General features: G+C 60.0%; 21 protein-coding genes, 1 pseudogene and 1 riboswitch. Of the genes and pseudogenes, 12 read left to right on the forward strand and 10 right to left on the reverse strand.

Features of this window, described 5'->3' with window-relative positions; genetic code table 11:
• Positions 1 to 82 precede the first annotated feature (82 nt).
• Positions 83 to 904: a bacteriorhodopsin gene (locus FB472_RS08570; protein WP_141990549.1), complete on the reverse strand. Its 822-nt coding sequence runs from the start codon at positions 902 to 904 to the stop codon at positions 83 to 85.
• Between the two features lie 115 nt (positions 905 to 1,019).
• Between FB472_RS08570 and FB472_RS08575 the strand changes: the two genes are divergently transcribed.
• The 6 genes from FB472_RS08575 to FB472_RS08600 all read left to right on the forward strand — a co-directional run bounded on the left by FB472_RS08575 (position 1,020) and on the right by FB472_RS08600 (position 5,945).
• Positions 1,020 to 1,472, forward strand: a complete 453-nt coding sequence (locus tag FB472_RS08575; RefSeq protein WP_141990550.1) for a MarR family winged helix-turn-helix transcriptional regulator — start codon at positions 1,020 to 1,022, stop codon at positions 1,470 to 1,472.
• Positions 1,473 to 1,525: 53 nt separating this feature from the next.
• The gene (locus tag FB472_RS08580; protein WP_141990551.1) at positions 1,526 to 2,812 is read left to right on the forward strand and encodes an adenylosuccinate synthase; all 1,287 of its coding nucleotides are present in this window, start codon (positions 1,526 to 1,528) and stop codon (positions 2,810 to 2,812) included.
• A gap of 178 nt (positions 2,813 to 2,990) precedes the next feature.
• Positions 2,991 to 3,611, forward strand: a complete 621-nt coding sequence (locus tag FB472_RS08585; RefSeq protein ID WP_141990552.1) for a GNAT family N-acetyltransferase — start codon at positions 2,991 to 2,993, stop codon at positions 3,609 to 3,611.
• Entirely contained in the window at positions 3,608 to 4,561 is a 954-nt protein-coding gene (locus FB472_RS08590) for a DMT family transporter (RefSeq protein ID WP_141990553.1), read from the forward strand. Before FB472_RS08585 ends, FB472_RS08590 begins: the two co-directional genes overlap by 4 nt.
• Before the next feature lie 62 nt (positions 4,562 to 4,623).
• Positions 4,624 to 5,529, forward strand: coding sequence for an amidase domain-containing protein (locus FB472_RS08595; RefSeq protein ID WP_141990554.1), 906 nt, complete (start codon positions 4,624 to 4,626; stop codon positions 5,527 to 5,529).
• A 53-nt stretch (positions 5,530 to 5,582) separates the two neighbouring features.
• The gene (locus tag FB472_RS08600; protein ID WP_141990555.1) at positions 5,583 to 5,945 is read left to right on the forward strand and encodes a chorismate mutase; all 363 of its coding nucleotides are present in this window, start codon (positions 5,583 to 5,585) and stop codon (positions 5,943 to 5,945) included.
• Between the two features lie 47 nt (positions 5,946 to 5,992).
• On the opposite strand, the gene purL is transcribed toward FB472_RS08600, so the two are convergent.
• Both purL and FB472_RS14010 read right to left on the reverse strand, forming a co-directional pair.
• Entirely contained in the window at positions 5,993 to 8,302 is a 2,310-nt protein-coding gene (purL, locus tag FB472_RS08605; protein WP_141990556.1) for a phosphoribosylformylglycinamidine synthase subunit PurL, read from the reverse strand.
• 485 nt (positions 8,303 to 8,787) lie between these two features.
• The gene (locus FB472_RS14010; protein ID WP_170192066.1) at positions 8,788 to 8,937 is read right to left on the reverse strand and encodes a hypothetical protein; all 150 of its coding nucleotides are present in this window, start codon (positions 8,935 to 8,937) and stop codon (positions 8,788 to 8,790) included.
• A 182-nt stretch (positions 8,938 to 9,119) separates the two neighbouring features.
• Here FB472_RS14010 and FB472_RS08610 point away from each other — a divergent pair, with 182 nt between their 5' ends.
• The gene (locus FB472_RS08610; RefSeq protein WP_141990557.1) at positions 9,120 to 10,130 is read left to right on the forward strand and encodes an aldo/keto reductase family protein; all 1,011 of its coding nucleotides are present in this window, start codon (positions 9,120 to 9,122) and stop codon (positions 10,128 to 10,130) included.
• 347 nt (positions 10,131 to 10,477) lie between these two features.
• Here the strand turns inward: FB472_RS08610 and FB472_RS08615 are convergent.
• From FB472_RS08615 to FB472_RS08645, 6 genes and pseudogenes are all read right to left on the reverse strand, one after another.
• Positions 10,478 to 11,628: pseudogene (locus tag FB472_RS08615) on the reverse strand (integrase core domain-containing protein).
• 515 nt (positions 11,629 to 12,143) lie between these two features.
• On the reverse strand, positions 12,144 to 12,410 hold the full coding sequence (locus FB472_RS08625; protein WP_141990558.1) for a type II toxin-antitoxin system RelE family toxin: 267 nt from the start codon (positions 12,408 to 12,410) through the stop codon (positions 12,144 to 12,146).
• Positions 12,407 to 12,625 carry a type II toxin-antitoxin system RelB family antitoxin gene (gene relB / locus FB472_RS08630; RefSeq protein WP_141990559.1) on the reverse strand — a complete coding sequence of 73 codons (219 nt, stop codon included), beginning with the start codon at positions 12,623 to 12,625 and terminating at the stop codon, positions 12,407 to 12,409. Before relB ends, FB472_RS08625 begins: the two co-directional genes overlap by 4 nt.
• 102 nt (positions 12,626 to 12,727) lie before the next feature.
• Positions 12,728 to 13,162, reverse strand: a complete 435-nt coding sequence (locus FB472_RS08635) for a 6,7-dimethyl-8-ribityllumazine synthase (protein ID WP_141990560.1) — start codon at positions 13,160 to 13,162, stop codon at positions 12,728 to 12,730.
• 12 nt (positions 13,163 to 13,174) lie between these two features.
• Positions 13,175 to 13,317, reverse strand: a riboswitch (FMN riboswitch).
• A 242-nt stretch (positions 13,318 to 13,559) separates the two neighbouring features.
• Positions 13,560 to 14,522 carry a hypothetical protein gene (locus FB472_RS08640; RefSeq protein ID WP_141990561.1) on the reverse strand — a complete coding sequence of 321 codons (963 nt, stop codon included), beginning with the start codon at positions 14,520 to 14,522 and terminating at the stop codon, positions 13,560 to 13,562.
• On the reverse strand, positions 14,519 to 14,872 hold the full coding sequence (locus FB472_RS08645) for a GntR family transcriptional regulator (protein ID WP_141990562.1): 354 nt from the start codon (positions 14,870 to 14,872) through the stop codon (positions 14,519 to 14,521). Before FB472_RS08645 ends, FB472_RS08640 begins: the two co-directional genes overlap by 4 nt.
• A 703-nt stretch (positions 14,873 to 15,575) precedes the next feature.
• Here FB472_RS08645 and dprA point away from each other — a divergent pair.
• The 4 genes from dprA (at position 15,576) to FB472_RS08660 (ending at position 17,785) form a co-directional block, all read left to right on the forward strand.
• Positions 15,576 to 16,349 (forward strand): DNA-processing protein DprA, encoded by a 774-nt coding sequence (dprA, locus tag FB472_RS08650; protein WP_141990563.1) that lies wholly within the window; start codon positions 15,576 to 15,578, stop codon positions 16,347 to 16,349.
• A gap of 210 nt (positions 16,350 to 16,559) precedes the next feature.
• Positions 16,560 to 16,706, forward strand: coding sequence for a hypothetical protein (locus FB472_RS14015; RefSeq protein WP_170192067.1), 147 nt, complete (start codon positions 16,560 to 16,562; stop codon positions 16,704 to 16,706).
• Between the two features lie 454 nt (positions 16,707 to 17,160).
• The gene (locus FB472_RS08655; RefSeq protein WP_141990564.1) at positions 17,161 to 17,523 is read left to right on the forward strand and encodes a hypothetical protein; all 363 of its coding nucleotides are present in this window, start codon (positions 17,161 to 17,163) and stop codon (positions 17,521 to 17,523) included.
• Complete coding sequence (locus FB472_RS08660; RefSeq protein ID WP_141990565.1) at positions 17,507 to 17,785, forward strand: hypothetical protein; 279 nt, start codon at positions 17,507 to 17,509, stop codon at positions 17,783 to 17,785. Before FB472_RS08655 ends, FB472_RS08660 begins: the two co-directional genes overlap by 17 nt.
• Here FB472_RS08660 and FB472_RS08665 read toward each other — a convergent pair.
• Positions 17,782 to 18,679 (reverse strand): IS5 family transposase gene (locus FB472_RS08665; protein WP_141990566.1). Its coding sequence is split into 2 segments (ribosomal slippage): positions 17,782 to 18,315 and positions 18,317 to 18,679, totalling 897 coding nucleotides; the frame shifts between segments, so codons are not numbered across the junction. The two genes, FB472_RS08660 and FB472_RS08665, sit on opposite strands and share 4 nt — an antisense overlap.
• On the opposite strand from FB472_RS08665, the gene FB472_RS08670 reads away from it, so the two are divergent.
• Positions 18,581 to 19,492 (forward strand): sulfatase family protein, encoded by a 912-nt coding sequence (locus tag FB472_RS08670; RefSeq protein ID WP_141990567.1) that lies wholly within the window; start codon positions 18,581 to 18,583, stop codon positions 19,490 to 19,492. The two genes, FB472_RS08665 and FB472_RS08670, sit on opposite strands and share 99 nt — an antisense overlap.
• Position 19,493: the final 1 nt, after the last annotated feature.

The following is a 19,493-nucleotide window of genomic DNA, read 5'->3' on the forward strand; positions in this document are numbered from 1 at the left end:
GGGTCAGCATGACTCACGACTTCGACCCCCAAAGACGAAAGCGGACCCCGGCCCAAAGGGCCGGGGTCCGCTAACCAGCTACTTACCTTCTAGCGTAGACTGCGGCGTCTTCCTTGGAGTTCTCCCGAAGGGCGAACTCGGGGTCATCATCGTACGACTTCATCCGGGCCACGTAGAAGATGATCAGGGCGTAAACGGCCTTCGCGAGGATGTCTGCCACCGAGTATCCGACTTGCATAGCAACCCACGCGTCGGAACCTTCGATGTTCAGGATCGGGAGCAGGAACGCGATCGGGTAGACACCCCAGCTGAGGAGGATCAGGAAGCGAAGCTGGCTGAGTGTCCGGCGCACTGAGGCGGGTTGACTGGCGAGCGACTTCGTCAGCTGAGTGAACAGGACGAAGAGGATGTACAGGAACGGAATGGTCGACAGGAGACCAAAAATTCCGCGAACCATGTTGTCGTCACTCATCTCTCCCGGGTATCCGAGAATGATCATCAGAGCGGCAGCGGGCAGCAGGCGCAGGAGCAGGCTGGTTTGCACCTTGCGGGCGAGCGCGAGAATCGCGATGAGTTCCAGTAGCAGCAGCGGTACCGTCAGAAGCCAGTCAACGTACCGGTAACCTTCGTTGAAGGAGGCCCCGACAGCCTGTGTGTACACTCCGGCGCCGCCGGCGGCGTCAGATACGAATGCTTCCTTGAAGGAATCGAAGATTCGGAAGTAGTGGTAGGCAGCAATTCCGCAGACCACGATCGCTACCGTGATTGCCTGCCGGTAACGTGGCAGGATTCTCGGCATTGCGATCACCAAGAACACAGCGGTGAACAGCTGTGAAGCGATCACGAGGGATAGGAAATTGTAGACGGTGTCGTACTGTCCCTGTGTCAGGGTGTCAGGAATCATGAGAGCCTCCGATAGAGCGTAAATGGTAACAATCAGCAGCGTACATCAAACACTAAGTAAGTTACTAGATAAGTTCTCTATTTATCTCTAGGTTTCTGCAATAAAATCACTCCTTATGAGCAGCGCCAATGAGAAGCATGCCCTTGCGGGGTTCCCTGCCTCGGCGATCCGTTTTGTTCGCGCCCTCGAACGGAACCGCGAGCAGATCGCAATCAGCAACGGATTAACCGCAAGTGAGCTTCGTGCACTCTTTTGGATCGCCGAACATGCCAGCGTGACACCCAAGGCTGTGGCGGAACACATGGAGATGACGACGGGCGCCATTACGGCGATCACTAACCGCCTTTCGGACCGGGGGTCTCTGCACCGGATCGCGCATCCGCATGATCGCAGGAGCGTCCTTCTGGAACTTACTGAGAGTGGCCACGTTATGATGCGCAGCATCCACGCTGACTTTACTCGAATGGTGTCGGAATCGACTTCGAGCCTCACCGAGGAGGAGCTGATCGCGTTCGAGTCGGCGCTCACGCGCGTCGCCGATGAGGTGCGGATCCGAACGGGCCGCTAGATCCTTGAAGTAGACTGAGGTGTAATCCCCCTACCTCTTCGAAGGGATCCACCATGCCAGCAATCGTGATCATCGGCGCCCAATGGGGCGACGAGGGCAAGGGAAAAGCCACCGACCTCCTCGGTAGCCGCATCGACTATGTGGTGAAGTTCAATGGCGGCAACAATGCCGGCCACACCGTCGTCGTGGGCAGTGAAAAGTATGCGCTGCACCTGTTGCCGTCTGGCATCCTCACCGACGGTGTCACCCCGATTATCTCGAACGGTGTCGTGGTTGACATTGAGGTTCTTTTCGAAGAGCTCGACGCGCTCATCGCCCGCGGCGTTGACGTCTCGAAGCTGCTGGTCAGCGCCAACGCGCACGTCATTACCAACTACCACCGCACCCTCGACAAGGTGACGGAACGCTTCCTCGGTAAGCGTCAGATCGGCACCACCGGTCGCGGAATTGGGCCAGCGTATGCCGACAAAATCAACCGGGTCGGCATCCGGATCCAAGACCTTTTTGATGAAAAAATTCTGCGTCAAAAAGTTGAGGGTGCTCTCGATCAGAAAAACCATTTGCTCGTCAAGGTCTATAACCGCCGCGCGATTGAGGTCGAAGAGATTGTCACCGAGCTGCTGAGCTACGCTGAGCGCCTGCGCCCCATGGTCTCCGACACCGGGCTGCTACTCAATCAGGCGCTCGATCGCGGCGAAGTTGTGCTCTTTGAGGGCGGCCAGGCCACGATGTTGGATGTCGACCACGGAACGTACCCGTTCGTCACGTCATCCAGTTCCACGTCTGGTGGCGCGGCTACCGGTTCGGGAGTGGCCCCCAACCGTCTCGAGCGTGTCATCGGTATCGTCAAGGCTTACACGACTCGTGTCGGGTCAGGCCCTTTCCCGACGGAGCTGTTCGACGATTCGGGCGAGTTTTTGCGCGAAAACGGATTTGAATTCGGAACAACCACGGGGCGCCCGCGTCGCTGTGGTTGGTATGACGCCCCCATCGCTCGCTACTCGGCGCGCATCAACGGAGTCACCGACTTCGTGCTCACCAAGCTCGATGTGCTCACTGGCTTGAAGACAATTCCCGTGTGTGTTGCCTACGACGTGGATGGCGAGCGGCACGATGAGATGCCGGTCTCGCAGTCAGACTTTCACCATGCGGTGCCAATCTATGAAGAGTTTCCCGGCTGGCAAGAAGACATTACCGGTGCCCGCACCTTTGATGGTCTGCCGAAAAACGCGCAAGACTATGCGCTCGCCATCGAACGGATGAGTGGTGCCCGCATATCCGCGATCGGTGTCGGTCCGGGCCGCGACGAGATTATCGTGCGTCACGACCTCATCGACTAGAAACTGCAGCGATCGGCTCACTCACGAAAGCGGCACGCACCGGAGAAATCTTGGGGTGTGTTGCTTTTTCTTTCTGGAAGCCAGGATTTCGAGGGGCTGCGTAGCCAATCCGACACTGCTGGACTGAACCCCTGATTTGCGCGGGTGCAGAACGCTGGCGAGGTGCGACGATTTGACAGTGACTGTAACGCGCCCTGAACCGGGAACCTTCACCGGAACCCACGTTGTGCTTGAACCGCTGATGGAGGCTCACCTCGCCGAGCTCTGGCCTGCGATCGGCGTGCCCGAAGTCTTTGCTGGTGGCTACGGGGGAGGCTCAGGCGGACTGCCGTCCGACGCTGAATCGTTCGTCGAGTGGATGCGCGGCTCCTACCTTGGCCACGCCGACCGTTTCCCCTTTGCTGTACGTCTCGTGGGTGGTGTGGAAGCTGGCCGCCTCGTCGGGGTCAGCACGCTCGGAGATCTTGACGACACCAATGCGGGTCTCCAGCTCGGCTGGACGGCCTACGATCCGCGAGTGTGGGGCACTGCTGTCAACCCCGAGACCAAGCTGCTCCTTCTTGGCTTCGCTTTCGACAGCGGCTATGTTCGCGTGAAGATTCAGGCGGATGCGATCAACGCGCGTTCGCGAGCGGCGATCCTGAAGCTGGGTGCTACGTTCGAGGGCATCCAGCGCAAGCACCGCATCCGTGCTGACGGATCGTGGCGAGACACCGCGGTCTATTCGATTCTCGACACCGAGTGGCCCGCCATACGGGCTGGCCTGCTTGAGCGCCTCGGGCAGGAGCCGCGCTCGTGAGCATACCCATCGCGCCACCGGAGCGCACAGAGAAGCACGACCAGGCCTCCACCCTGGGTACCTCGCTGCGGTTTGCTGCTGCCGGATTGGTGTGGGGCTCAAGTTTTCTCTTCATGAAAGTGGCGCTGGATGGTGTGAGCTTCGGGCAGGTTGCCTGGAGCCGGGCCGTACTCGGTGCCCTTACGCTGGTAGTGATCTTTGCGCTCAGCCGTCGCCGGCTGCCGCGCCAGCCCATCGTGTGGGCCCACTTCGCTGTGCTCTCGCTCTTTTTCGCAGTGTTCCCGTATCTGCTTTTCGCGTGGGCTGAGCAGTTCGTGAGTTCCGGTCTCGCGAGTATTTACAACGCGACGACGCCGATCATGACGGCAGTGTTCGCGACCCTTGTTTTTCGGGTCGAGAAACTAACGCGCGCGCAGATTCTGGGCATTACGCTCGGAATTTTTGGTGTTCTCGTGATCATCTCTCCGTGGCAGGCCGGCGACATCAGGGGAAGCCTGCTGGGCCAACTGGCCTGTTTGGGAGCCGCCAGTTGCTACGGAATTGCGATGAGTTACCAGCGCCGTTTTGTAACCCCGTACCGCGTTGCGGGTGTCACCTCAGCCACGTTGACCATCGGCATCGCCGCCGCCATCTTTTTGATTCTCACGCCGCTCGTCGCCATTGGTCCAGTGACCCTCACCCTGCCCGTTGTTGCAAGCCTGCTCGCGCTTGGCATCCTGGGAACCGGAGTTGCCTACGTGTGGAACTACCGAGTGCTCGCCGAGTGGGGGCCCACCCGCACCTCAACAGTCACCTACATCACGCCGGTGATCGGGGTGATTCTGGGCTTCATTGTGCTTAAAGAAACTCTGTCGTGGCATGAGCCCGTTGGGGCCGTTCTGGTCATTCTTGGGGTGTTGTTGACGCAGGGCCGGCTGCGGTTGCCCGCGCGAAAAGTGGATCCGATTTAGCTTCGCGGTCACCATGGCCTAATTGGTATGCAGAACCGGCTGCTATCTGAGAAACTGCCAGAATGACTTCTCCAATTCTTCTTCGCCGCTGGGGCGTCTCTGCTGCCGTGCTCGGGCTTGCCGCAACGGTGACCGCATTTGTTGTCATCGCGGCGCCTGTTCCACAAAATGCATCGACGAGCCAGCAGGAGGAAGCCGAAGTCGTTACCCCTCCCGAGCCTGAGGTGCTTTCGGTGAGTGCCCAGTCGGGGTCCCTCACGGGAGGCGAGTCGATCGTTATTGCGGGCACGGCGCTGACCTCCGTTACCGAGGTAACTTTCGGGGGCGTGCCGGCGACCGAAATCGCATTGACTGACGGTGAAAGTCTGACGGTGACGGTGCCGGCCAGCACCGACTACCAACCGGCGACCGTCACCGTTGAAGTAATCGCGGCTGCGACGCCGGTGCCTTCCTCTGCGGCTCTCGAATACACCTATGCGGCCTCCAGCCCGGTGGATTCCCAGATGCAGTACTTGATGGCGCACTGGAACAACTACAACGCCGAGGAGTTCGGTGACCTTAACCCGGTCGGCGGAGACTGCGCAAATTTCGCTAGCCAGTCTCTGATCAAGCGTGGCTGGACGATGACCGACAGCTGGTTCAACTTCGACGCGGGAGGCAACTGGAGCAGTGCGTGGGGTTACGTGCCAAGTTTTGAAACCTGGCTGACCGCGAATCCCCAACTCGGCGCAAGCAAGCTGAGTTTCGATGAGCGATCGAAAGTCAAGGTTGGCGACCTCGCGGTGTTCGACTGGAACAACAACGATTATCTTGACCACATCCAGGTGGTCTCTGCGGTGACAACAGTGGATGGGGTCACCACAATCAAGATGGTTGGCCACAACTTAGACACGAATTATCGCGATCTTGACGAGACCATCACGGTCGATCATCCGGGTGCCACCGGGCACTTTTGGAGTATTCCCTAGCGCTGTGACCCTCATATTCGCTGGTGCGTGCGGGTACGCCCTAAAGTCGTTGTATGGCAGCAGGAGATCAGGCCCCCGAGCCCACCCCCACCGAGATTGATCCCGAGGTGCGGGAGCAACTGTTGGGCGCACGACGCAGCATCGACAACATCGACGCCGCCCTCATCCACTTGCTCGCTGAGCGCTTCAAATACACCCAGCAGGTCGGGCGACTCAAAGCCACCAAAGGGTTGCCAGCATCCGACCCCACTCGTGAACGCACCCAAATTGCTCGTTTGCGTTTGCTGGCCGAAGAGTCCCACCTCGACCCCGCCTTTGCCGAGAAGTGGTTTAACTTTGTGGTTGCTGAGGTGATCCACCACCACGAGCAGTTTGCGTCTGGTGGCGAGCCGGAGGCGGGTACCGCGGGGCACTAGCTAGCGGCACTCTGGCGCGATCCGCACTACCCGGTTTCGCGGTCTGGTTAGGCGCCGAATGCCTCCACGAGCGTTCCGCGGTGAGCAGTCTCGAGCTCGTCAAGGGTGAGCGTGAACAGGTCCTGGACTTCGAGGGCGGGAGCCGCGGCATCCGTGACCCCAATGCGGATGGCCGGGTAGTTGCGCCCCTCGCAGAGCCCACGGAACTTCACGTCATCTTCGCGCGGGATCGACACGATCATGCGGCCGGTTGATTCGCTGAAGAGGGCTGTTGCGGTGTCAATGCCGTCACGTTCGAGTAGTTCGCCGAGCCAGACACGAGCGCCAACGCCAAAACGCATCACTGACTCTGCGAGTGTCTGGGCAAGACCGCCATCGGCGAGGTCGTGAGCGCTGGCGATAATGTTTTGTTCGTTGCCGGCGGTGATGAGCCCGGCGAGACGCACTTCGCCAGCAAGGTCGACCTTGGGCGGCAGGCCACCGAGGTGGTCGTGGATGGTGCCCGCCCACGCTGAACCGTCAAGCTCAAGCGAGGTGGTGCCGAGCAGGTAAATGTTGTTGCCTTCGTCTTGCCAGCCGCTCGGGATGCGCTCAGCAACGTCGCGGATTAGCCCGAGCACCGCCACCACCGGGGTGGGGTGGATGGGCACATCGCCGGTCTGGTTGTAAAACGAAACGTTTCCACCGGTGACGGGGATTTCCATCTCAAGGCACCCATCGGCGAGGCCCTCAACGGCGCGACTGAACTGCCACATCACTTCAGGGTTTTCGGGGCTGCCAAAGTTGAGGCAGTCGCTGACGGCCACCGGGCGTGCCCCCGTAGCGGCAACATTGCGGAAGGCTTCGGCGAGGGCGATTTGCGCTCCGGCGTAGGGGTCGAGTTGGCAGAAGCGCCCATTGGCGTCGGTTGCGACCGAGAAGCCGAGACCGCTTTCTTCATCGATGCGCACCATGCCGGCGTCATCCGGAAAGCTGAGGGCGGTGTTGCCGAGCACGTAGCGGTCGTACTGGTTAGTGATCCAACTCTTGTCGGCCAGGTTGGGGCTCGCGAGAAGTTTCAGCATTTGCTCACGAAGTTCGAAACCTTCCTGCGGGCGGGCGAGCCCGGAGGCGCTGTCGGCCTGAAGCTTGTCAATCCACTTGGGGTATTCGACGGGGCGGTCATACACGGGGCCGTCGATCGCGACGGTGCGTGGCTCGACGTTGACGATTTCTTCGCCGTGCCAGTTGATGATGAGGCGGCCGGTGTCGGTGACGTCACCGAGCACACTGGTTTCGACATCCCACTTCTCGACAACTTTGAGAAAACCATCAAGCTTTTCGGGCTTCACGATCGCCATCATGCGCTCTTGGCTTTCAGACATCAGAATTTCTTCGGCTGTGAGGCTGGGGTCGCGCAGCAGAACTTTCTCAAGTTCGATGAACATGCCGCCGTCACCGTTGGAGGCGAGCTCGCTGGTGGCGCAGCTAATGCCGGCAGCACCTAGGTCTTGGATGCCTTCAACGAGTTCGTTCTTGAACAGTTCGAGGCAGCACTCGATGAGCACTTTTTCGGCGAAGGGGTCGCCGACCTGAACGGCGGGGCGCTTGGTGGGGCCGCCTTCGCTGAACGAATCTGAGGCGAGGATGGATGCTCCGCCAATGCCATCGCCACCGGTGCGGGCGCCAAACAGCACAACTTTGTTGCCCACGCCGCGAGCGTTTGCCAGGTGCAGGTCTTCGTGGCGCAGCACTCCAACAGCCAGTGCGTTGACGAGTGGGTTGGCCTGGTAGACGGAGTCGAAGTAGGTTTCGCCGCCGATGTTGGGGAGGCCGAGGCAGTTGCCGTAGAAGCTGATGCCCGAAACGACACCCTTCACTACGCGGGCAGTATCGGGGTGATCGATGGCGCCGAAGCGGAGCGCATCCATGACCGCGACAGGGCGGGCTCCCATCGAGATGATGTCGCGGACGATTCCCCCAACACCCGTGGCAGCACCCTGAAAGGGTTCGATGAAGCTCGGGTGGTTGTGGCTTTCGATCTTGAAGGTCACAGCCCAGCCGTCGCCGACATCCACCACTCCCGCATTTTCGCCCATGCCGACCATGAGATTTTTCTTCATGGCGGGGCTGACCTTCTTGCCGAACTGGCGAAGGTAGTTCTTGGAGGATTTGTAGGAGCAGTGCTCGCTCCACATCACCGAATACATGGCCAACTCGCCACTGGTGGGGCGGCGGCCCAGAATCTCGCGGATCTTCGCGTACTCGTCATCTTTCAGCCCGAGGGCACCATACGGCTGCTCTTTCTCGGGGGTGGCTGCCGCATTCGAAACGGTGTCAGCCACATGCTGGCGGGAATTGGTTGAGACGTCAGTCACGGGGGGCTTCTCCCAGAAGATTATGGATGCCGGGGCGCTCTCGCCGGCGGCTCCCAGTCTATCTAGCCACGGGCGGGTGGGGCGCGGGGTGTGCAGGAATCGATGCCGACGGTCGCCGCACTGGAGCACTATGACTGGCTCGTGCTAGCAGCGCCGGAGTGATCCGACTCGGCTTCCCCTGCGGATTACGCACACAGAAATACTATGAAGCAATCCATTGTGCGTTTATGTTTACGCTCGCCGACGCCGCAGCGAGTGTGCATTATCTGCATGCATGCGCACATACGAAGGGAATCATGAGGAGGTTTCCCTCGCCTCGTCAGTTTGCTTTCGAAAGAGGCATCGGAGCAGCGCCGTGTGTAAAACCAGATGCGTTCTTGGCGGACCACGGTCAGAAGACCATCGTGCACCCCGATGTAAGCCGAGTTCAGTCGATTGACCTTGACGATGCCTCCGCAGCGGTAAAAGCAGTCAAGGGCTTAGGACTATTCGGGACGGAATTCGTCCTTATCCGAGGAGCCAACGCCCCCGATGAGCTCCCCCACCACGAACACCCATGAATGGCCAACAGCAGTCGCGAGGGCGTGGCCTTCAACGATAAACCGAAACACTTTTCGCCGCCAAGCGGTGGTCATTGACGTTTCAGAAGAGGATCCCCTGCTCATCAGGGTTGTTCACGTCGGCAACCTCGTATCGCGCTTGTGTCTATACGGCTTGTTGCAGACCTCGCGGCGGCGCGGATGATCGAGCCGAGAAAGTCTTAGCTCACGCCCGCGACCGATAGGCCTGGCCGCCGTGCGAGACGTAGAGTTAAGGAATGAAATTTCGCTACCTCGGAAACTCCGGCCTCAAAATCTCCGAAATCACCTACGGCAACTGGCTGACTCACGGCTCGCAAGTAGAGAATGATATTGCGACCCAGTGCGTTGAGGCTGCGATCGACAACGGCATCACCACCTTTGACACAGCTGATGTCTACGCGAATACTGCCGCCGAGTCCGTCCTCGGTGAGGCCCTCAAGGGTGAGCGTCGCCAGTCGGTCGAAATCTTCACCAAAGTCTTTGGGCCGACCGGGCCGAAGGGTCACAACGACGTGGGGTTGTCGCGCAAGCACATTATGGAGTCCATCGATGGGTCACTCGGCCGGCTCCAAACCGACTACGTCGATCTGTACCAGGCGCACCGGTTCGACTATGAGACCCCGCTCGAGGAAACATTTCAGGCCTTCGCGGACGTTGTGCGTGCTGGCAAAGCGCTGTACATCGGCGTCAGCGAGTGGACGGCCGACCAACTCACGGCAGGCGCCGCTTTGGCGAAAGAGCTGAACATCCAGCTCATCTCCAACCAGCCACAGTACTCGGCGCTCTACCGGGTCATCGAGGCTGAGGTCGTGCCAGCCTCCAAGAAGCTCGGTATTTCCCAGATTGTCTGGTCGCCTATCGCGCAGGGCGTACTGACGGGCAAGTACAAGCCAGGCGCGCCGATACCTGAAGGCTCGCGCGCCAACGATGATAAGGGCGGTGCCCAGATGATCTCCCGCTGGATGCAAGACGACATCCTGACCCGCGTGCAAGGCTTGGCACCGATTGCGTCCGAATTGAAGCTCACATCTGCGCAGCTTGCGGTTGCCTGGGTGCTACAGAACGAGAATGTCGCATCGGCTATCATCGGCGCTTCGCGACCCGAGCAGGTGAAAGAGAACGTCGTAGCTTCTGATGTGCAGATTCCGGCCGAGCTGATGAAGCAAATCGACGACGTGCTCGGTAACGCGGTGGTGAGCGACCCAGCGCTCACTCTCGAGTCCTCGCCGAAGACCCGGGAGGCCTAGACCCGGGAGGCTCAGACGCGTCCCTAATCCCGCGCGACTGGCGGCTCACGTGGCGGAGGAATCGAAGGATGCCCGGGGACCTCACTGTTTCGAAAGCGGCTCGCCATCTGGCGTGCCTGCGATGGCGATGCGATTGCACTGCTTGGTATGGTGAGGTCACACGAAGAGTTGGGGAGGTGAGCCCGATTACCAAGGCAGTCCATTGGGCGAGCCAGTTCCTGTCCTCGTGTCCGCTGCCACTACAGTGTGATTTGGCCTGGGTTTAGTTCCGACCGGTTTGTCCGTTATGTGATGTCTCAGGACTTCGGCGACGGAACTGTGTCAGGAGATCGGTGACATTTGATGCGTCAGGACTTCGGTGACGAGTCGGCTGTGGGTGCTCTTCTCGGCCCGCGGGGTTTGCCGTTGCTGACGTAGCGGGTGCCTGGTTCGGGCCAGGGGTGCTCGATGAGGAGCGCGCCGGTCTTGACGTCGTAGAACGCGATGGTCGTGTCATCTCGGACGATCGTGACGAGTGTTCCGGCGAGGTGGCTGCCGATCTGGAACTTCACCCCTTTGACCTTGATTCCTCCGCTGACGGTGACGTGGCGGGTGTTCTCCGGCAGGAGCGCGCCCTCGGCCGCGACCGGTGACTGCGACGGGGAGGCGGGACTGAGTGGCCGGGGCGGGTCAGCCACGGGTGTCGCGTCCCAGGCCTGCTGCGGTGTGACATGCCCTGGCAGCCCCTGGTGTGGTCGTTCGGTGTTATAGATCCGGTCAAACTCATCGACTTGCGCCTGGAGCTCACCGAGGGTCGCAGCCATGGGCTGCTTGTCTAGGAAGCGGAACAGGGTCTGATGGAAACGCTCGTTCTTGCCCTGCGTGGTCGGCTTGTAGGGCTTTCCGGTGATCGGCTCGACACCGAGCCGGGTGACGTAATCGACGAGCTGGCCCACGATCCCTAGCCGGCAGCGACGTGCGATGCGACCGCGAGACGGGAGTGGTCGTCGAGGAGCTGGAAGATGACGCATTTGCGGCCACCGGTGAGAACGTACTCGGTCGCGTCGAGTTGCCGGCATGCATTCGGTGCCGGATACACGAACCTGCGGAACGACGCACGCGGGCGTTTGTTCGGCGCCGCCCTAGCAACACCCGCGTCGCGGAACACGCGCGACAGCGTCGCGTTCGATGGGGCAGGCAACCCCATCGCGATCATCTTTGCCTGCACGCTGATCGGCCCATAGTCCAGGCCAGACTGCTCCAACGCCGCCCGCACCTCCAGCGCCTGCCGCTTCACGTCCTCACTCACACGAGTCGGTGACGTTCGCGGGCGACGCGACTTCGGCTCGAGCACCGCTGCGGGCCCGTCAGCTACCGCTCGCGCACGCAGGAGATAGAACGTCTTCCGGGAGATGCCGTGCTCGGCGCAGAACGTCGTCACCGCGCCACGCGGAGCATCTGGCGGCCATTGCGAGATCGCAAGACGGACACGAGGGTCAACAGGGTTATTTCGGCTCATCCATCAAATCTGGGGGAGAAGTGTCACCACCAACAACGTCGGCAACGTCACCGATGTCGTGACGCAGAACTGTCACCGAAGTCCTGAGACACAACATCCTTGTCTAAAGGTCGGAACTAAACCCAGGCCAAATCACTGGTCGATGTCCGCTTGGAGTGTTTTGGAGTTGCGTCCGTGCGAGTGGTGTGCTTTCGTTTCACCGGGTGGGGTCAGTGGTTTTAGGTTAGGTGGCAATCAGTTCGGGCAGTACGGACGCGGGAAGTTCGTACAAATCACCAAGGCAGGACGGGAGCTCCTAGACAAGGTGTTGCCCGACCACCTCACGACCGAGGAAACGATTCTCGCGCCACGATCGACGGATGAACGGAACATGCTCGCTCAGCTGCTTAGCAAACTTACCGCTACCGCCAACTAAGCTTCGCCACTGAGCACCGCTGCCGCTGCCCGCAGGGAATCGTCGAGCGGGACAGGAATGCTTGCTCGGGCACTAGCGCCCTCGAACCGTTCTCCTGTGTTTAGAGTTTTCTGTAAACCTCGCGACGGTGCGCAACCTCAACAATAAGGATCAATATCTGGTCGTCATCAATGTTGGTGAGGATCCGATAATCACCGACTCGGTAGCGCCAGAATTCATCATTCACAAGCTTCTTACCGAGAAGGCGCGGGTTATCAAGCTGCGCGAGCTTCTGCTCAAGAAAACCACGGATACGCTTCGCTGCCGCAGGATCAAGTTTTCCAACCTGTTTCGCTGCTTTCGGAGTGAACCTGATCGTGTAGCTCACGCAGGCCAGATCACGTCTTCAAGATCGATAGCATCGTCATTTGATTGAGTGAATTCCTCCAACGCATCTTTCGCCAGAAGGTAGTCCTCATTCTCGTCCAGATACTGCGTCAATGCCTCGGTCGCATAGAACGTCTTCGATCTTCCCGTGCGTGAAGACAGGTACTGCAGGCGGTGCTCCGTCTCGTCATCAACGCGAAGATTGATTTGTGGCATGGGATCCTCCTATGAATGCTATACAAATATAGCATATTGTCGGACGATTGAGGCCCAATCTCGGCTTGCTATCGTGCCGTCGGGCGAACGTTCTCTGGGCGGTCAGTGGATGGCAGCGAGGCTTGCGAGCGTTTGCGCGACGGCGTCAGCTAATTCTCGGCCTTTGACCGCGAAGTGGCGCTCGAAGTAGTCTACGTGCTCCTGATGACCGTGGAAGTGATGCGGAGTCAACACGGCCGAGAACACCGGCACCTCGGTCTCCAACTGCACGCGCATTAGCGCGTCGACCACTGTCGACGCCACGAAGTCATGTCGGTAGATTCCCCCGTCCGCCACGAGCGCACAGGCAGCGATAGCGTCGTAGCTGCCAGAGCGCGCAAGTCGCTGGATGTGCAGAGGGATTTCGAATGCACCCGGAACCCGGACGACGTCCACATCGCCGATCCCGACGTCCCGGAGGCGATCTGTGAATGCTTCGACGGCCCGTTCGACGATTTCCGAGTGCCATTGCGCGGCAACGATTACGACACTAGACATAGTGATTGCTCCTCCCGTCCTCTCTCATCCGGACTATAACCGTCGGCCCCGGAATCACACCGGGTCAGCACCCCCACAGTGGAGACACTCGCGGGCTTACACGGATTCGCCGCGACACCGCCGGTGGGGAATCTCACCCCGCCCTGAGGACGTACAAATGAGATATTACCAGCGCCAGCAGTGCGGTCAGGGTTGCAACGTAGACGGTCGCTGGCCGCCATGTAAGGGAGCACGCGAGACTTACATCACAACGGCTTTTCACTTTCGCCCCAGGGGAAACCTTTAGCGGGGCGCATCGAGGATCGTGAGCTTTTATGGATCCGCCACTAACGAACACTTCGTTGCTTTGATGGCCCGCAAGCTGAGCCTCCTGCTCGGCTTGCCCTCTTATGAGGAGTCACCTTGCAGGGGCGCTCAACGTTGAGAGGAGTGCCGCGGGGGTTTCTGGAGTCTTGAGTGAGAGAGCGAACTGTTTGCCGTTGGTTGTATCGACGACGATCCCAGGTCCGGTGCGGAGGATTATGGCCGATCGGCCAGGCATAACCCGGTAGCCCCATCCGCCCCATTGCTCTGGTTTCAGGGCTTCGGTGTGGACAGACTTGACCGAGACGAGTGGAATTGTTTTCAGCGAGATACCCAATATCCAGGTAACGACTTTGAGGCCCCGCCAGTCCACACTGATGCGCACGCGAGCGAATGCCACCATCGGCACTACCAGGACCAGCAGAATCGCTGCGCCCCATAGGTCGCCTCCCGTAGATTGTTCGCGGGAGGCAAGAACGAGCAAAGCGACTCCGCCGCTAAGCATGGCCACGCCGACTACTGCGAATATCGGGACGGTGACGGTGGAAATCCACGCGCCGGTTTCTGTCGGAGTAAAGAGCACTTCGACGGGAGGCTCCGTCGGCTCTGGCTCCACCCACTGGTGTGCGATCAGGAACGGAATCAGGCCGTACGCCAGCAACACCATGAAAAGCAACGGCCACGCGCCGACCTGCGGCACGGCGGTGGTTCCGGAGGTAATAGTCGAGCCGGCAGTCACCAGCCAGACCCCACATGCCAGACCGGCGGCGAACCCACTCCACAGGAAAGTTTTACGGCGAATATAGGCCGCACTCTCTCGAAGCGCGAAGGTCGAGATGATGGCAGAGCCAACGCACACCAACGACACCAGAACTATCGCCAAGCCCGTCGGCCACGTCGAGCTCACCCCGTTGCTACCCCATTGGCGCGGGAGATCCGACGGAAGCATCTCGCGCCAAAACAGCCACGTTATGACCGTGACGGCGAGGGGAACCCACAGCGTGAGCGCCGCAATGACATCTCGAACTCGCGCTCGGTCGGAGCTCTCGGTGTTCATGATGGCGTTCCTTCGATTATTCGACGAATCTCTGGCTGGGACAGTCCCAGTCTTCGCGCCTCTGCCCGGAACTGTTCGGCGATCGCTCCCAATCGCACAAAACCTGGTTCAACTTCGGGATGCACCCACGCTCCCCGGCCCTGCCGCATCTCGATGATGCGCTCATCACGCAAAACGCCATACGCACGGAGCACCGTGTGCATATTGATGCCCAAAGAAGTCGCCAACTCGCGAGCAGCCGGAAGTCGCTCGCTCGGAACCAGCTCGCCCTTGAGGACGGCCACCCGGATCTGAACAGCGATCTGCCCCGCAAGGGACACCGTGGATGCATGATCCACCCGGAACAACATGTTCTAAACTCTAGTAGAACAATCTGCCGGTTGTCCCGTCACCCGCTAAACAAGATTCGTATCGCGCAAGCGTGGCCCGATTGCAGCCAGAGGCGCCCGTAAGTGGGACGGCGTTCGAATACTTCCGTACCGTGATTGAGGCCTGAGCCGCCGACTGGATTGCGATGTCGCGGATAGCCTGCCCGCATGGAATTGTCACTCAGGTGCGTCAAGTGCAACACTTTGCGGATTCGGCCTGACGGGTTCTGGCGGGCCGCCTCTCGTGGGCAAATCGGAGCCGGCTCAACGCGTTGTTCTTGACAACACACCTGTTCAGATAGATATCGTCGCCGGGTGGAGGGCGGCCGAACCAGACGCGATCAGAAGCGCCGCCACCGAAAACCCATACGACCTTGCCACTGACACAGACGCAAAGCCCGACGGGCCCCTAAGCCCCTCACATTCTCCGGCTGACATCAACACATCGGACGGCGCACACGCCCGCGACTTGGTCTATACGGACCGCTTCCCGGCTGTTTTGTTAGGGACTTTTTTGTCTGTCTGGCCGGTCATCGTAGTTCGCTTCGTGCCTCTCTTTGCGGGCTTTCGCGGCATATCCTCACTGCGTTCCGGTATTCCACGACCCTTCACTGCCGGCACTTTCGCTCTCAATCGATTCTCTTGCCAGACAGGCAAAAAATCAGTTGAGGGAAGAGAGAACCCCATGACTACCATTACTAGCAGCACCCTTGATAGCATTCACCAGCAGCACCACGGCCTCACGCTGGACACCCTCGCCCGCGTCGCGCTGTCCTCGATGAGCGAACCGGGAGATGGCGACATTGGGCGGCTCGTGGCAACCCTGATCACCCCCGAGCATCCACACTGGCCCACCCGCATGAACGATCTGGGCATAAACGCCCCGTTCGCACTGTGGGTGCGTGGCAACAGCGAGATCCTGATCGACGATAAGACCACGGCCATCGTCGGAGCCCGAGCCGCCACCGGCTACGGGGAACACATCACCATGGAAATTACTGCCGGGCTTGTCGAGCGCGGCCACACTATCGCTTCAGGTGCCGCGTATGGCATTGATGGGATGGCTCACCGGGCGGCGCTTGCCTCCGGTGGTCGTACTATCGCCTACCTTGCCGGAGGGGTCGACAGGTTCTACCCGTCAGGTCACGACGCACTCCTTGGTCGAATTGTTGAGCATGGCGTGGTGGTATCCGAGCTACCGTGCGGGGCCATGCCGACCCGGTGGCGTTTCCTGCAACGCAACCGACTGATAGCCGCCAACAGCGCCACCGTGGTCGTCACCGAGGCAGGGTGGCGTTCCGGATCGTTGAACACCGCGAGCCACGCCGCCGCCCTCGGCCGTCCAGTTGGCGCGGTGCCGGGACCGGTCACCAGCGCGGCATCCGCCGGATGCCACCGCCTCATCCGGGAGAGCCGCGCCACCCTCATCACCAACACCGAGGAAGCTGCCACACTCTAACCACGGTGGGCCGACCCAGCAGGGCCGGCCCACCCCCCTAAGCAAGACAGAGACGCCAAACACAGACGGTCGAGGATCCCGTGCACGGGATCCGGCAGTTGCAAGCGATACCGATGCTCTCACCGATGGCTTGCAGCTCAATACCCAGCTCGAGTCTGCAGGCCGGGCACCGAGGCCCGGCCCACCCGAAACCGCGTTCAACCTGGAGATGTGAAGAGCCCCGAGAGGGAGGGTGACATCGTCAACGCTGCGCCGACCGAGCATGACGCGCTCGACTGGTCCACTTTGGGTGAGGCGAAATCCTTGGACTTGGCTGATCATGAGTATCGCGCGCTTCTCAATAAAGTCCTGAGTTGAGTTCGGCGGTTAAGTGGGACCACGAATCGCTCTCACGATCGGCTTGGGTCGTCGCATCACTGAAGGTTTCTCTTACGGACGATCGTGTCCCGAAGACGACTGCTGAAGTCTTTGCAACCGACTCTTGAGGATGACGTGGACTTATCCGTTGGGGTATGGCTCAAATAGGCACAATAAGAAGCAAAGGTCGACGGCGTAACGCCGCAGTTTCCCTGGTGAGCTGGCGCTCACGTTTTTGCCAAAGCGCTCTGCGAGCGATTTTACGGTCGGCTTTGCTCCACACAAGCGGCTTGCAGCCGCCTGCTCCTCCGAAGATTTTTTGTACGCGGTCGCAAGCTCCCTTATTTCGCACCAAAATTCTTCGCCCCGCAGTCCTACGGGTTGTGTTCCGCTTCACCTCCCATCGGCACGAAGCGCCGCTTTGGCAAAAAAACGTGGAAGAGAGAAGAAGAACATGCTGACAATCACCCACACACACGAAGCCGGAACCATGGTTGAGGGCACAGTGCGCGGAGATGGAACGGCCGAAATCTTGAAGGCTCAGCGCTGGCGCTGGGGGCGTAGCATCGCGGCGTGGTTTGTGCCGCAGAGCCGCGACCGCCTGCCGAAGTGGCACACCATCAACGCCGCCGCCACAGCATTACGCGCGGCAGGGTTCGAGGTCGCAACAGAAATTGACGAGGCCACCCGATCCACCGCCGAAGTAGAGGCGGGAAAAATTGAGCGCCAAGAACAGCGCGCGGGCGCGCTTGATTCCAAGGCCGACCGCAAAGCCACAGCCGCAGACCAGGCACAGGCGCGTGCAGACCGTCGCTAACCGCATCAAAAAGTTGGAAGCAGACACCCGACGCACTCAGCGCCACATCACCGGCAAGCGCGAATGGATCACCAACGATGCCGGGCAAAGTGCGTTCAGTGCCGAACCAATCGCAGCTACCGGTGCCTATCTTGACCGCCTCACCATTCTGCTGGCTGAGCAGCAAGACCAGCTGACCTACTGGCTGCAAGTTCGCGCTGACCAGATCGCCGGAGGCACCGCCACCAACTACAGCCGCGAAACAATCAGCAAGGGCCACTAGGGCGTGTCTCCTAATGCCTTAGCCCAGATGATTATGGCCCGGAGGACAACCCCGCCGCGGTAGGTGAGGGCGAGTTTGTCGTAGCGGGTGGCGATGCCACGCCACTGCTTGAAGACCTCGAAACACCGCTCAATGACGTTGCGGCGTTTGTAGGACACCTTGTCAAAAGTGGGAGGGCGACCTCCGGCTTGGCCACGTCGTTTCCGATTGGCGACCTGGTCCGATCGTTCCGGGATCACGGCATGAATGCCACGATCCCGGAGCATTTTCCGATTAGCTTTGGACGAATACGCTTTGTCACCCATCGCTCGATCCGGCGTCGTGCGAGGCCGACCCCCGCCGAGCCGAGGCACTCGCAGGCTCCCCAAGACTTCGGGGAACATCGGTGAGTCACCGCCCTGCCCCGGTCCCAGCAGAATCACCAACGGTCGAAGATTCGCGTCACACAACGCGTGAATCTTCGTCGTCAATCCGCCGCGTGACCGGCCAATTGCGTGGTCAGCAGGCTCAGTGAGCAGATTCGTGTAGTTCTGAAGTTCCCCCTGTGGTGCGCGGAAGATTGGTGCCGTGCTGGTGGGCGCGGTTGACCGTGGAGTCCACGGACACCTCCCAATCAATCAACCCAGCAGCGTCAGCCTGCGAAAGCAGCCGGGTCATAATGGCGTCCCACGTACCGTCGCCACTGAAACGCCGGTGACGTTTCCAGACGGTCTGCCACGGACCAAAAGATTCCGGCAAATCCCGCCAGGGAATCCCCGCCCGATACCGATAAATGATGCCTTCCAGAATGCGGCGGTGGTCTTGGAACGGACGACCCGGGCAATTCTTCGAGGACGGCATCAACGGCTCAAGGCGAGCCCACTCACTGTCAGACAACACGGCAGCACGAGACATGGATTAAGTCTGTCAGACAGGCCCGGCAGCATTAGGAGACACGCCCTAGGCGAGCATGAACGATCGTTCACAATCGCGAGCTTCTTTTCGCCGCACGCCCCCTATCACGTGCCCCAAAAATTTCTTGATCTTTATGACCGTGATGAGCTTCCTCTGCCCGCGCTGACTCCGCTTGAACAAGAGAACCAAGAGGCGATCGGGCTCAGCGATGATCAGCTGCGCGAAATCAAACACGGGTACTTTGCTGCCATCAGCGAAGTCGATTTCCACGTCGGCCGCATCCTCACAACACTCAATGAACTGGGGCGAACAGATCGCACCCTCATCATGTTCGTGTCCGACCACGGCGAGTGGCTCGGCGACCACCTTCGACTCTCCAAGGGATACCCGGGAGACGACGCTGTTTCGCGGGTGCCGCTCATCGCAGCCCTTCCCGGCGGGATTAGTGGTCACCACGAATCCCAGATCGTTGAAGCGGTGGATGTCGCGCCAACCATTCTTGAAGCTCTCGGCGTTCCCGTACCGACCGATATGCAGGGAAGGTCACTGCTTTCGGTGCTGCAGGGGAAACCCTTTGATGGCACCGATATTGCGGTCACCGAGCATGAGGGGTGGAGATCGATCAGAACGCCCCACCACCGATACGTAATTTCTGCCGATGGGACCGAGCAGCTCTGGGAGGTTTCTCACGATCCAAGCAGTGAGACGGAAGTGACGGTTGATCGCGACGAGATTCTCGCATCACATCGCAAACTATTCATTACCCATTTGCTGAATTCTGAGCGCACTCTGCCGCGACAATGGGCCTACTAGC

The sequence above is a fragment of the Rhodoglobus vestalii genome, assembly GCF_006788895.1.
Lineage (GTDB): Bacteria > Actinomycetota > Actinomycetes > Actinomycetales > Microbacteriaceae > Rhodoglobus > Rhodoglobus vestalii.